The sequence below is a fragment of the Nocardioides taihuensis genome, assembly GCF_042657275.1.
GTDB lineage: Bacteria > Actinomycetota > Actinomycetes > Propionibacteriales > Nocardioidaceae > Nocardioides > Nocardioides taihuensis.
Window position 1 is genome coordinate 698,079 of the sequence record NZ_JBHSKD010000027.1, and the last position, 11,994, is coordinate 710,072.

Consider the following 11,994-nt stretch of genomic DNA (forward strand, 5'->3'; position numbering starts at 1 on the left):
AGAAGGAACGCCATGACCGAACAGATCGCGCCGACCGAGGAGAAGACCTCCGGCTCCCACGCCCACCTGGGCTGGGCGCTCGTCCTCATCTCGGTGGCCCAGCTGATGGTGGTGCTCGACGCGACCATCGCCAACATCGCCCTGCCCTACATCGGGGCGGACCTCGACATCGACCAGGCCAACCTGTCCTGGATCGTCACCGGCTACGCCCTCGCCTTCGGCGGCCTGCTGCTGCTCGGCGGGCGCCTCGGCGACCTCTACGGCCGCCGCAAGATCTTCATGCTCGGCCTGACGATCTTCGCGACCGCCTCGCTGCTGGGCGGTCTGGCGACGACCGAGCCGCTGCTGCTCGCCGCCCGGGGCCTGCAGGGCTTCGGCGCCGCGCTGGCCTCCCCCGCCGCCCTGGCACTGATCACCACGACGTTCCCGGCCGGGCCGCAGCGCAACCGCGCGTTCGCGGTGTACGCCGCGATGTCGGGCGCCGGTGCCGCCGTCGGCCTGATCCTCGGCGGCTGGCTGACCGGCCTGACCAGCGTGTTCGGCTACGACGTGGACGGGTGGCGCCTCACCTTCCTGATCAACGTGCCGATCGGCCTGGCCGCCGCGCTGCTCGCGCCGCGCCTGCTGGCGGAGTCCGACCGCCACCGCGGCAAGCTCGACGTGCCCGGTGCCGTGACCGGCACCCTGGGCCTGCTCGGCATCGTCTACGGCCTGACCCGCGCCGGCCAGCCCGACACCGGCTGGGGCGACCCCTGGACCATCGCCTCGCTCGTCGCCGGCGTGGCCCTGGTCGTGCTGTTCCTGTTCATCGAGTCCCGCGAGGAGGACCCGCTGCTGCCGCCGCGGATCTTCCGCAACCGCACCCGTGCCGTCAGCTTCGTGGTGATGATGCTGGTGCCCGCGGCGATGTTCGCGATGTTCTTCTTCCTGAGCCTGTTCATCCAGCAGGTGATGGGCTACAGCCCGCTGCACGCCGGCTTCGCGTTCCTGCCGTTCTCGGTGGGCATCGTGCTCGGCGCGACGGTCTCGTCGAAGCTCGTCGCCACGATCGACCCGCGCTTCATCGCCGGCGTCGGCACGCTGATGGCCACCGGGGCCCTGTTCGGGTTCTCGCGGCTGAGCATCGACGACTCCCCGGTGTCCGTGCTCGGCGCGCTGGCCGCCGGTGACCCCGCCGGGCAGGACGTCAGCTACTGGGCCTCGATCCTGCCGTTCATCCTGCTGATGTCCATCGGCATGGGCCTGACCTTCGTGCCGCTGACGCTGACCGCCGTGCACCACGTGCGCGCGGAGGACTCCGGCATCGGCTCGGGCGTGCTGAACACCATGCAGCAGGTCGGCGGTGCGCTCGGCCTGGCCACGCTCGCCACGGTCTCGGCGCACTTCGCCAACCAGCGGGCGGCCGACGTCGGACCCCTGCTGGCCAAGTCGATCGAGATGTCGGGCGGGGACCCGAACCAGGTGGTCGACCCGCAGACGGGCATCACGCTGCTCGAGGCGGCGACCTTCCAGGCGTCGTTCACCGACGGCGCGACGGCGGCGTTCCTCACCGGCGCGGTGATGATCTCGCTGGCCTCGCTGCTGATCTGGACGCTGCTCAACGTCAAGCACGAGGAGCTGGCCACCGACGGCCCGGAGGTCGCGGTCCACGTCGGCTGATCCGACACACGGGCACGGGCCCGGTCGCCACGGGGCGACCGGGCCCGTGTGCGTTCCGTCGTCAGCCGAGGCGGGCGGCGGCGTCGCGGGCCAGGGCGAGTGCCGGCCGGACCCACCGGGGGCTCGACCCGGCCAGCCCGCAGGTCGGGGTGACGACCAGCCGCCCCGCGACCTCGCCGGGGTCGAGCCCCAGCATGTCGAGCCAGCGCAGGACCCCCTCGACGACGTCCTTGTCGGACGGCGTCGCCGCCGGCTCGGTGGAGGGCACGACGCCCAGCGCCACCGTCTCCCCCGCCTCGACCGCCTCGGCGAGGACGTCGTGCCCCGCGGCGGTGGTGAGCGCGAGGTCGACGGAGAGGCCGCGCGCCCCGGCGCCGCGCAGCAGGTCGAGCGGCGCCCCGGCGGCGCAGCAGTGCACCCACGGCTCGGCGTCCGCGGCCGTGACCGCGTCGAGCACCCAGGCGAGGGTGTCGGAGGCCTCCGGCCGGTCGACGCTGCGGTGCCGGTGGAAGCCGGACGCCGTGGGCACGCTGCCCGACAGCACGGCCGGCAGCGCCGGCTCGTCGACCTGCACCACGATGCGATCGACCCCCGAGAGCCGGCGCCGGACGTCACGCACGTGCTGGCCGACCCCTTCGGCCAGCGCCTGGGCGAGGTCGCGGCGGGCCCCCCGGTCGGAGAGCACCTTGTCGCCGCGCGGCTTCTCGACCGTGGCCGCGAGGGTCCACGGGCCGGCCACCTGGAGCTTGAACGCGCCCGTGCGGTCCTGTGCCTGCTCCTCCACCTGGTCGAGGTCCTGTGCCAGCAGGCTCCGTGCGCGCCGGTGGTCGACCCCCGGGCTGTCGGTCAGCCGCCAGCCGGCCGGCTGCAGGTCCGCGCCGAGGCCGTCGACGACCGCCAGCGCCCGGCCGGTCATGCCGGCGGGGGCACCCCGGCCTGGCAGCTCCGGGACGTGGGGCAGGTCGGGGAGCTCGCCCAGCACCACCCGCACCGCCTCGGCGTACGCCGCGTGGTCCTCACCGGGCATCGAGCCCACACCCGTCGCCCACGCCATGCCCCGACCCTAGGGCAGGTCAGGGAGCGGCCTACCCGATGCTGACGCTGAGCTGCCAGATCTTCCCGAAGAGCTGGTCCGCAGCTCCGCCGGTGGAGGACCGGTTGCCCGCGGTCGCGTGGCCGGTCGGGGTGACGTTCCCGAGTGCGAACACCTTCGAGGTCGTCACGCCGTCGACCGTCACGCCGACGGTGCCGCCGGTGCGCCAGCACGCGAAGGTGTGCTGCCGGCCACCGTCGTTGAGCGACGGTGTGGCCGACGTCAGCTTGATCCGGCCGCCGGTGCCGTGGAGCACGCACGTCGGTACGCCGGTCTGGCTCAGCTGCAGCTTGATCTGGGGGCCGTTGTAGAGGCCGAGCTGGAAGACGTTCGGGGTGGACCTCGACCGCAACCGGTCCATCGACATCACCGCTTGGTAGGTGAAGTCCGCCGTGCCCGGCGCGTAGAAGCCCGTGCCCGTAGACGTCGCCAGCGACGGAGCGGTGGTGAACTGGATGGCCGCCGTGCCATCGGGGGCGTACCACGTCGCACCGCCCTGGATCGAGAACGGCAGGGTGCCGTTGCCCCCGACCAGCTGGTGCGTGGCGGGCTGGTAGGCCCACGTGTCGATCGGGGCAGCGGCCGCCGGCGGGGCCGTCGCGTACAGCACGAGCAGCACCGAGACCACAGCCAGCAGTCGGCGCACGTTCGACCCCTCTTCGACCCGGCCGGCACGTGGTGGTGACACCTGCCAGATCACCGTAGACCTCGACGGTGTCACCCGCCAGCCCCACGCCGGGGCCTTTCCCGCTCAGCGGTCCGAGGCCACGAGGTCCGGCGACGGTGTCTCCGCCGGCTCACGGTAGGCGTTGTCCGGCAGGAACGAGAGCCAGCGCGGCAGCCACCACGTGCGGTCGCCCAGGGAGCAGAGGACCGCGGGCAGCAGCACGGCCCGGACCACCGTGGCGTCGAGGAGGATCGCGACCGCGAGCCCGACGCCGAGCTGCTTGAAAGTGGTCATCGACAGGGTGGCGAAGACCGCGAAGACCGCCACCATGATCGCCGCCGCGCTGGTCACCACGCCGGCGGACGTCGCGACGCCGTGCGCGACCGCCTCGCGGGTCGGGAGGCCGCGGTCGTGCGCCTCGCGGATCCGCGAGACGACGAAGACGTGGTAGTCCATCGAGAGCCCGAAGAGGATCACGAACGAGAACAGCGGGACCCACGACTCGATCGCACCGACGCCGCGGCCGCCGACGAGCCCGGCGCCCCAGCCGTGCTGGAAGACCGCCACCATCACGCCGAAGGCGGCGGCCATCGACATCACGTTCAGCACCACCGACACCAGGGCGATGGTCACCGACCGGAAGGCGACGAGCATCAACAGGAAGGCCAGCACCAGCACGAACGCCACGACGGGGGCCATCGAGTGCTCGAGCTGGGCGTTGAAGTCCTCGGAGAAGGCCAGGTTGCCGCCGACGTACGCCCGTGCGCCGGGGACCTGGCCGAGCGTCTCGGGGACGACCTCGGAGCGGAGCGTCTCGATCGCCCGGACCGACGTGGCGTCGGCGCCGCTGCCGGCCAGCGGGGCGGAGATCTCCACGACGCCCGCGGCGGCGTGCGGCGTCACCAGCACGGGGTGCTGGAGGGCGCCCACCTCCACGGCGCGGCTGCGGAAGTCGTCGATCGCGGCGGTCAGCTCGCTGCCCTGCACGTCCGGGGCGGTGACCACGATCCGGGCGGGGCTGGGACCGCCCGGGAACGCCTCGGTGATCCGACCGTAGCTCTGCATGATGCTGGCGTCCGCGGGCAGCAGCTGGTCGAGGCTCAGCTTCTCCGTGTGCAGCCCGGCGGCCGGCACCGCGAGCAGGGCGAGGAAGCCCGCCGCCGCGACCACGGAGACCCAGGGGCGGTGGAGCACCCGCGCGAGCACGGCCTTCCAGAAGCGGTTCTCCGCGCCCGGGCGGCGCATCCGGCCCAGGCCGGGGACGCGGCCCGCGTCGACCCGGTCACCGAGCAGCGACAGCACCGCGGGGAGCACGGTGACCGACCCGACGACGGCGATCAGGACGACGAGGATCGTGGCGGCCGCGAAGCCCTCGAAGAGGAGCATGCCGGACAGGAACATGCCCGACATGGCCGCCACCACGGTCAGCCCGGAGACCAGCACCGAGCGTCCGGACGTCGCTGCCGCGATCCGCAGCGCGGTGGCCGGGTCGCGGCCGCGCACCCGCTCCTCGCGCTCGCGGCGCAGGTAGAACAGGGAGTAGTCGACGCCGACGGCGAGGCCGACCAGCAGCATCACCGAGCTGGTGGAGCTGTCGAGGTGCAGGCGGTGGCTCACGACGGCCAGCAGGCCGTTGGCGGCGAGGAACGACGTGAGCGCCAGCCCGACCGGCAGCACCGCGGCGAGCAGGGCACCGAACGCCACGACCAGGATCCCGATGGCCAACGGCACGGCGGTCCACTCCGCCCGCTGGAAGTCCTTGCCGATGGTCTCGTCGAACCAGTGGTTGGCCGACGCGTCGCCGAACTCGTCGATGCGGGCGTCGGGGTGGGCGGCGGCCGTCTCGGCAGCGACGTCGAGCAGCGGCTGCGCCCGGTCACCAGCGGTCATCGGGTCGCCGGACAGCGTCACCCGCACCAGCACCGCCCGGCCGTTGGCGGAGACCAGCCGGTTCGCGTAGGGGTCGAGGACGTCCTCCACGCCGGACGCCGAGCGCAGGCGGTCGACGAGGTCGGTCACCACGGCGCGCGCCTGCGGGGTGGTGACCGGCTGGTCGGTGGTCACCAGGAACAGCTCGCTCGCCGGGGTCCGCAGCCCGTGCTCGTCGAGCACCCGCTCGAACTGTGCCGACTCCCCGGCGGTGTACTGGTCCTCGGTCATCTGGACCTGGCCGGCGTAGCCGCCGAGCACCATCGAGACGGCGACGAAGGCGATCCAGCCGACGACGGCCGCGACACGGTGACGCACGCTCCAGCCGCAGATCGTGGCGGCGAGGTTCTGCCTGTCGTCCATGCGACCTCCCCGGGGTCCCATCCACCGAGTCTTCGGCGGAGGGGGTGGGGGCGGCAGAGGCGAACGTCCCGAGGAGGTCACCCGTCCCCGGGACCGCGGCTACCCGAGGTCGACGCCGACCTGCCAGAGGGCGCCGAACAGCTGGTCGGAGGCGCCGCCGCCGACCGTGTCGCCCGCCGTCGAGCCGCGGCGCCAGCAGGACAGGGTGTGCTGGCGCCCGCCGCGCGTCCGCCTGAGAGCGCGCTCAGCTGCCGGTGCGCACCCGCGCGGTCGCGGTGATCGTGGCGGAGCCGACGACGCGGGACCCGTCGTACACGACCGCGGCCTGGCCGGGGGCGATGCCCTGGGCGGGGTCGAGCAGGTCGATCTCGACCCGCTCCCCGCCCGGCCCGCCGTCGGCCCCGAGCACGCGCACGGTGGCCCGGTGCTCCGCTCCGTGGGCGCGCAGCTGCACCGTGCCCTCGAGGTGGCTCGGCACGGTGCCGCACCAGCGGGGGCGGTCGGCGGTCAGCCGGTCGACCGTGAGGCCCTCACGCGGTCCCACCCGCACCGTGCCGGAGACGGGCTCGATGTCGAGCACGAACCGCGGCCGGCCGTCGGGCGCGGGCCGGCCGAGCCGCAGGCCGCGGCGCTGGCCGATCGTGAAGGCGTAGGTGCCCTCGTGGGTGCCGAGCACCTCGCCGGTCGCGTCGTCGACCACGTCACCGCCGTGGTTGGGTGCCCGGTCGCCGAGCTTCTCCCGCAGCCACCCCGCGTTGTCGCCGTCGGCGACGAAGCAGATGTCGTGGCTGTCCGGCTTGTCCGCGACCCGCAGCCCGCGCGCCTCGGCCTCGCGCCGTACCTCCGGCTTGGGTGTGCCCCCGAGGGGGAAGAGCGAGTGCCGCAGCTGCTGCTGGGTGAGGACGCCGAGCACGTAGGACTGGTCCTTGGCGTGGTCCGCGGCGCGGTGCAGCTCGACGAGGCCGTCGGCGCCGGTCTCGAGGCGCGCGTAGTGGCCGGTGGCGACGGCGTCGAAGCCCAGGCCCAGCGCCCGGTCGAGCACCGCGGCGAATTTGATCTTCTCGTTGCACCGCAGGCAGGGGTTCGGGGTCCGCCCGGCGGCGTACTCGTCCATGAAGTCCTCGACCACGTCGGCGTGGAAGCGGTCGGACAGGTCCCAGACGTAGAAGGGGATCCCGACCACGTCGGCGGCCCGGCGGGCGTCGTTGCTGTCCTCGATCGTGCAGCACCCGCGCGCGCCCGAGCGGTACGACGCGGGGTTGCGCGAGAGCGCGAGGTGGATGCCGGTGACGTCGTGGCCCGCCTCGACCGCGCGGGCGGCCGCGACGGCGGAGTCGACGCCACCCGACATCGCGGCGAGCACCTTCACTGCGCCGACCCCGTCACCGGCGCGAGGCCCGCGCCCGCTCGACGACCGGGCCGATCGCCTCGACCAGGGCGTCGACGTCGGCAGGCGTGCTGGTGTGGCCCAGCGAGAAGCGCAGCGAGTGTCGCGCGGCCTCCACGGTGCAGCCCATCGCGAGCAGCACGTGCGAGGGCTGCGGCACCCCGGCCGAGCAGGCCGAGCCGGTCGAGCACTCGATGCCGCGCGCGTCGAGCAGCATCAATAGCGAGTCGCCCTCGCAGTCGGGGAACCCGAGGTGGGCGTTGCCGGGCAGCCGGTGCACGCCGAGCGGGTCGAGCTCGGCGCCGTGGAGGTGCGCGTCGGGGACGGCCTCCAGCACCCGGGCCACCAGGTCGTCACGCAGCGCACCGACCCGGGCCGCGTGCTCGGACTGCTGCTTGACCGAGAGCTCCACGGCGGCCGCGAAGCCGGCGATCGCCGGGGCGTCGATGGTGCCGCTGCGGATGTCGCGCTCCTGGCCGCCTCCGTGCACGAGCGCGGTCACGTCGACCTCGCGTCGTACGACGAGCGCGCCGACGCCGTAGGGGCCCCCGACCTTGTGCCCGGTCAGGGTGAGCGCGTCGACGCCGCACGCGGCGAAGTCGACCGGCACCGCCCCGACCGCCTGCACGGCGTCGGTGTGCACCGGGATGCCGTGCTCGGCCGCGAGCGCCACGACCTCGTCGAGCGGCTGCAGCGTGCCGACCTCGTTGTTGCCCCACATCACGGAGATCAGCGCGACCGAGCCGGGGTCGCGCTCGACGCTGGCGCGCAGCGCGTCGACGTCGAGCCGGGCGCGCGCGTCGACCGGAAGCAGCTCCACCTCGGCGCCCTCGGCGGCGGCCAGCCAGTGCAGCGGGTCGAGCACGGCGTGGTGCTCGACCGCGGTCGAGAGCACCCGCCGGCGGTCGGGGTCACCGGCGTGGCGCGCCCAGTAGATCCCCTTGAGCGCGAGGTTGTCGGACTCGGTGCCGCCGGAGGTGAACACGACCTCGCCGGGGCGGCAGTTGAGTGCCTGCGCGATGGTCTCGCGCGACTCCTCGACGACCCGCCGGGCCTGCCGGCCGCTGGCGTGCAGCGAGGAGGGGTTGCCGACCGCCGCGAGCTGCCGCGTCATCGCCTCGACCGCCGCCGGCAGCATCGGCGTCGTGGCGGCGTGGTCGAGGTAGACAGTCGGGTCGGGCATGGCGGGGTCCAGCGTACGGCGCGGGGGCGCGCGTCCGGAATCCGCTCAGCCCGGGGACCCCTCCCCGACCAGACCGAGCCAGGGGTGCCCGGGGTAGAGGCGGGCGATGCTGTCGCGCAGCCAGGCCCGCGCCGGGGCGTCGAGCCGCGGCCACACGACGGCGAGGTCGGCGTCGTCCTTGGGCCGGTGCAGCACGGCCTTGTACAGGATCGCGATCTCGGGCCGCAGGTAGCGGATGCCGTCGCCCGCGACCCACGTCGCCTCCTCGAGCGGCACGACGTGGTCGGGGTCGCGCTTGCTGGTCCACAGGCCGTCGCGGTCGGGCGTGATCGGCAGGTCGACCTCCCACGGGTCGTGCGCGCTGCGCCGCAGCCAGATCTGGCTCTGCACGTCGAGGACCTCGGGGAACCGCTCGCTCAGGGGGCGCAGCGTCCCTCCGTGGTTGCTCCAGGGGGTCCACGCGTCACCCAGGTGCTCGCGGAAGGCCGGGATGTCGCACGCCAGGATCGAGAGGTCGACGTCCTCGTGCTCGCGCGGCACGCCGGTGAACGCCTCGACCGACCAGCCGCCGACGATCCACCACGGCCGCTCGAACCCGGCCATGACCGCCGCCAGGCCGGGCGGGTCGAGCGGCGCCCACGCGCCGTACCAGCGGAAGAACTCCTCGTCGTCCATCTCGGCCATCAGCGCGCCACCTCCACCCGACCGGTCACCGGGCCATCACAGCACGACGAGGTCGTCGCGGTGCACGACCTCGCGCTCGTACGCCGCGCCCAGCTCGCGCTTGAGCTCGTGCGAGGAGCGACCCAGCAGCGCGGGGATCTCCTCGGCGTCGAAGTTGACCAGCCCGCGGGCGACCGGCCTGCCGTCGGGGTCGACGAGGTCGACCGGGTCGCCGGCCACGAACGAGCCGTGCACGCCGACCACGCCCGCGGCGAGCAGCGAGGCCCGGCGCTCGGTGACCGCGCGCACCGCGCCGGCGTCGAGCACGACCTGGCCCCGGGGCTCGGTCGCGTGCGCCAGCCACAGCAGCCGGGTCGGGCGGCGCTTGCCGGTCGCGTGGAACCGCGTCCCGACCCGCGCGCCGGTGAGCGCCTCGGCGACGAGGTCCGCGGCGGTGAGCAGCACCGGGATGCCGGCGCCGGTGGCGATCCGGGCCGCCTCCAGCTTGGTCTGCATCCCGCCGGTGCCGACCCCCGCCGTGCCGGCCTTGCCGATCCGCACGTGGGCGAGGTCGTCGCCGGCCGCGACCTCCGGGATCAGCGACGAGCCGGGGTCGGCGGGGTCGCCGTCGTAGAGCCCGTCGACGTCGGAGAGCAGCACGAGCAGGTCGGCGTGCACCAGGTGCGCCACCAGCGCGGCCAGGCGGTCGTTGTCGCCGAACCGGATCTCGGTGGTCGCCACGGTGTCGTTCTCGTTGACGATCGGCAGCACGCCGAGCTCGAGCAGCTTGGCAAACGTCTGGTAGGCGTTGCGGTAGTGCGAGCGCCGGGTCACGTCGTCCACCGTCAGCAGCACCTGGCCGGTCACCAGCCCGTGCCGCGCCAGCTCCTCGGTGTAGCGGTGCACCAGCAGCCCCTGCCCCACCGACGCGGCCGCCTGCTGGGCGGACAGCGCCCGCGGGCGGCGCTTGAGCCCCAACGGGGCCAGGCCCGCGGCGATCGCACCCGACGACACCAGCACCACCTCGTGGCCGGCGGAGCGGGCCCCCGCGAGGGCGTCGGTCAGGCGCGCGACGCGAACCGGGTCGATCCCGCCAGCGGCGGTGGTCAGCGACGACGAGCCGACCTTGACCACGATCCTCACGTGCGGCTCCTCACGCGTCCGGGTCGTCGTCGCTGCCGATCTCGTACGACATCGGGCCGAAGCCCGTGGAGCGGTCGTGGCGCCGCGCGACGTCGGCCCGGGTCTCGCCCTCGGCGCGCTCGTCCATCGCGGCCTCGATCTCGCGCCGGCGCCGGGCCGCCGGGCGGCTCTCCTCGAAGCGCTGGTCCTCGCCACGGCGGCTCAGCACCTCCGCGCCGGCGTCGATGCCGGGCTTGAAGTCGAAGACGACCGCGTCGTCGGGGTCGCCGATCAGCACCGTGTCGCCCTCGACCGCACCCAGCTCGAGCAGCCGGGTCTCGACGCCGAGCCGGTTGAGCCGGTCAGCCAGGAAGCCCACGGCCTCGTCGTTGCTGAAGTCGGTCTGCCGCACCCAGCGCTCCGGCTTGGTGCCGACCACGCGCCAGCCCTCGGGCGAGGAGGTGACCGAGAAGTCGCCGCCGCCGTCGGCCGAGGGGGGCCGGATCACGATCCGGGTCGCCTCCACGAGCGGCCGGGCAGCGCGCGCGGCGTCGACCACTGCCGCCATCGCGAAGGTCAGCTCACGCAGGCCCTCGCCCGACGCGGCCGACACCGGGATCACGGTCAGCCCGCGCTCGCGCAGCTCCTCGACCACCATCTCGGCGATCTCGCGGCCGTCGGGCACGTCGACCTTGTTGAGCGCCACCAGCCGGGGCCGGTCCTCGAGCCCGCCGTACCGGCTGAGCTCGTGCTCGATGATGTCGAGGTCCTCGACCGGGTTGCGGCCCGGCTCCATGGTGGCGGTGTCGACGACGTGCACCAGCGCCGCGCAGCGCTCGATGTGGCGCAGGAAGTCGTGGCCGAGGCCGCGGCCCTCGCTGGCGCCCTCGATCAGACCGGGCACGTCGGCGACCGTGAACGTCGTGTCGCCGGCGGTGACCACCCCGAGGTTGGGCACCAGGGTGGTGAACGGGTAGTCGGCGATCTTGGGCCGCGCCCGCGAGACGGCCGCGATCAGGCTGGACTTTCCGGCGCTCGGGAAGCCGACGAGCCCGATGTCGGCGACGACCTTGAGCTCGAGCACGATGTCGAGCTCGTCGCCGGGCTCGCCGAGCAGCGCGAAACCGGGAGCCTTGCGCTTGCTCGAGGCAAGCGCGGCGTTGCCGAGGCCGCCGCGGCCGCCCTGGGCGACGATCATCTCGGTGCCGGGGCCGACGAGGTCGGCGAGCACCTCGCCGTGGACGGTGGAGACCACCGTGCCGTCGGGCACGGGCAGCACGAGGTCGCTGCCGTGGCCGCCGTTGCGGTGCCCGCCGGCGCCGTGCCCGCCGTGCTCGGCGCGGCGCTGCGGGCTGTGGTGGTAGTTCACGAGCGTGGTGACGTCGGGGTCGACCCGCAGGATCACCGAGCCCCCCGGCCCGCCGTTGCCGCCGTCGGGACCGCCGAGCGGCTTGAACTTCTCGCGGTGCACCGACGCGACGCCGTTGCCGCCGCGGCCGGCGGCGACGTGGAGCGTCACCCGGTCCACGAACGTCGGGACGGCCATCGGGGGTCCTCTCGGGTTGGGCCTGACAACGACGAAGGGCGTCCCCTCGGGGACGCCCTTCGCCTCAGCTGCTGGTGGTGGTGCGGAGCGTCGTCACTCGCCCGCCGGGACGACGTTCACGACGCGGCGCCCGCGGCGGGTGCCGAACTCGACGGCACCGCCCACGAGGGCGAACAGGGTGTCGTCGCCACCGCGACCGACGCCCGCGCCCGGGTGGAAGTGGGTGCCACGCTGGCGGACGATGATCTCGCCGGCGTTGACGACCTGGCCGCCGTACCGCTTGACGCCGAGCCGCTGGGAGTTGGAGTCCCGACCGTTCTTGGTCGAGGCCGCGCCCTTCTTGTGTGCCATGACGGTTCCTCTTTCGAGATCCTGGGAGTGC

At 74.1% G+C, this 11,994-nt stretch carries 10 protein-coding genes; 1 reads left to right on the top strand and 9 read right to left on the bottom strand.

Annotated elements, in window-relative coordinates; translation table 11 throughout:
* Nucleotides 1-12: 12 nt before the first annotated feature.
* The gene (locus ACFPGP_RS21385) at nt 13-1,659 is read left to right on the top strand and encodes an MFS transporter (protein ID WP_378593223.1); all 1,647 of its coding nucleotides are present in this window, start codon (nt 13-15) and stop codon (nt 1,657-1,659) included.
* 61 nt (nt 1,660-1,720) lie between these two features.
* Here ACFPGP_RS21385 and ACFPGP_RS21390 read toward each other — a convergent pair whose 3' ends face one another.
* From ACFPGP_RS21390 to rpmA, 9 genes are all read right to left on the bottom strand, one after another.
* Complete coding sequence (locus tag ACFPGP_RS21390) at nt 1,721-2,713, bottom strand: uroporphyrinogen decarboxylase/cobalamine-independent methonine synthase family protein (protein WP_378593225.1); 993 nt, start codon at nt 2,711-2,713, stop codon at nt 1,721-1,723.
* Between the two features lie 31 nt (nt 2,714-2,744).
* On the bottom strand, nt 2,745-3,398 hold the full coding sequence (locus ACFPGP_RS21395; RefSeq protein ID WP_378593227.1) for a hypothetical protein: 654 nt from the start codon (nt 3,396-3,398) through the stop codon (nt 2,745-2,747).
* 105 nt (nt 3,399-3,503) lie between these two features.
* Nucleotides 3,504-5,711 (bottom strand): MMPL family transporter, encoded by a 2,208-nt coding sequence (locus tag ACFPGP_RS21400; protein ID WP_378593229.1) that lies wholly within the window; start codon nt 5,709-5,711, stop codon nt 3,504-3,506.
* Between the two features lie 244 nt (nt 5,712-5,955).
* Nucleotides 5,956-7,080, bottom strand: coding sequence for a tRNA 2-thiouridine(34) synthase MnmA (gene mnmA / locus ACFPGP_RS21405; protein ID WP_378593230.1), 1,125 nt, complete (start codon nt 7,078-7,080; stop codon nt 5,956-5,958).
* Nucleotides 7,081-7,093: 13 nt separating this feature from the next.
* Nucleotides 7,094-8,281, bottom strand: coding sequence for a cysteine desulfurase family protein (locus tag ACFPGP_RS21410; RefSeq protein WP_378593232.1), 1,188 nt, complete (start codon nt 8,279-8,281; stop codon nt 7,094-7,096).
* Nucleotides 8,282-8,326: 45 nt separating this feature from the next.
* Nucleotides 8,327-8,965, bottom strand: coding sequence for a nucleotidyltransferase domain-containing protein (locus ACFPGP_RS21415; RefSeq protein WP_378593234.1), 639 nt, complete (start codon nt 8,963-8,965; stop codon nt 8,327-8,329).
* A gap of 36 nt (nt 8,966-9,001) precedes the next feature.
* Nucleotides 9,002-10,087: a glutamate 5-kinase gene (proB, locus tag ACFPGP_RS21420; protein ID WP_378593236.1), complete on the bottom strand. Its 1,086-nt coding sequence runs from the start codon at nt 10,085-10,087 to the stop codon at nt 9,002-9,004.
* Nucleotides 10,088-10,097: 10 nt separating this feature from the next.
* On the bottom strand, nt 10,098-11,612 hold the full coding sequence (gene obgE / locus ACFPGP_RS21425) for a GTPase ObgE (RefSeq protein WP_378593238.1): 1,515 nt from the start codon (nt 11,610-11,612) through the stop codon (nt 10,098-10,100).
* 93 nt (nt 11,613-11,705) lie between these two features.
* A complete protein-coding gene (gene rpmA / locus ACFPGP_RS21430; RefSeq protein ID WP_378593240.1) occupies nt 11,706-11,963 on the bottom strand; it encodes a 50S ribosomal protein L27 in 258 nt (85 codons plus the stop codon).
* Between the last annotated feature and the right edge of the window lie 31 nt (nt 11,964-11,994).

What these genes read in the sequence shown, in the direction of transcription:
- ACFPGP_RS21385 (WP_378593223.1), top strand. Translation starts at nt 13, where the DNA reads ATGACCGAACAGATCGCGCCGACCGAGGAGAAGACCTCCGGCTCCCAC.
- ACFPGP_RS21390 (WP_378593225.1), bottom strand. Translation starts at nt 2,713, where the DNA reads ATGGCGTGGGCGACGGGTGTGGGCTCGATGCCCGGTGAGGACCACGCG.
- ACFPGP_RS21400 (WP_378593229.1), bottom strand. Translation starts at nt 5,711, where the DNA reads ATGGACGACAGGCAGAACCTCGCCGCCACGATCTGCGGCTGGAGCGTG.
- ACFPGP_RS21410 (WP_378593232.1), bottom strand. Translation starts at nt 8,281, where the DNA reads ATGCCCGACCCGACTGTCTACCTCGACCACGCCGCCACGACGCCGATG.
- ACFPGP_RS21415 (WP_378593234.1), bottom strand. Translation starts at nt 8,965, where the DNA reads ATGGCCGAGATGGACGACGAGGAGTTCTTCCGCTGGTACGGCGCGTGG.
- obgE (WP_378593238.1), bottom strand. Translation starts at nt 11,612, where the DNA reads ATGGCCGTCCCGACGTTCGTGGACCGGGTGACGCTCCACGTCGCCGCC.
- rpmA (WP_378593240.1), bottom strand. Translation starts at nt 11,963, where the DNA reads ATGGCACACAAGAAGGGCGCGGCCTCGACCAAGAACGGTCGGGACTCC.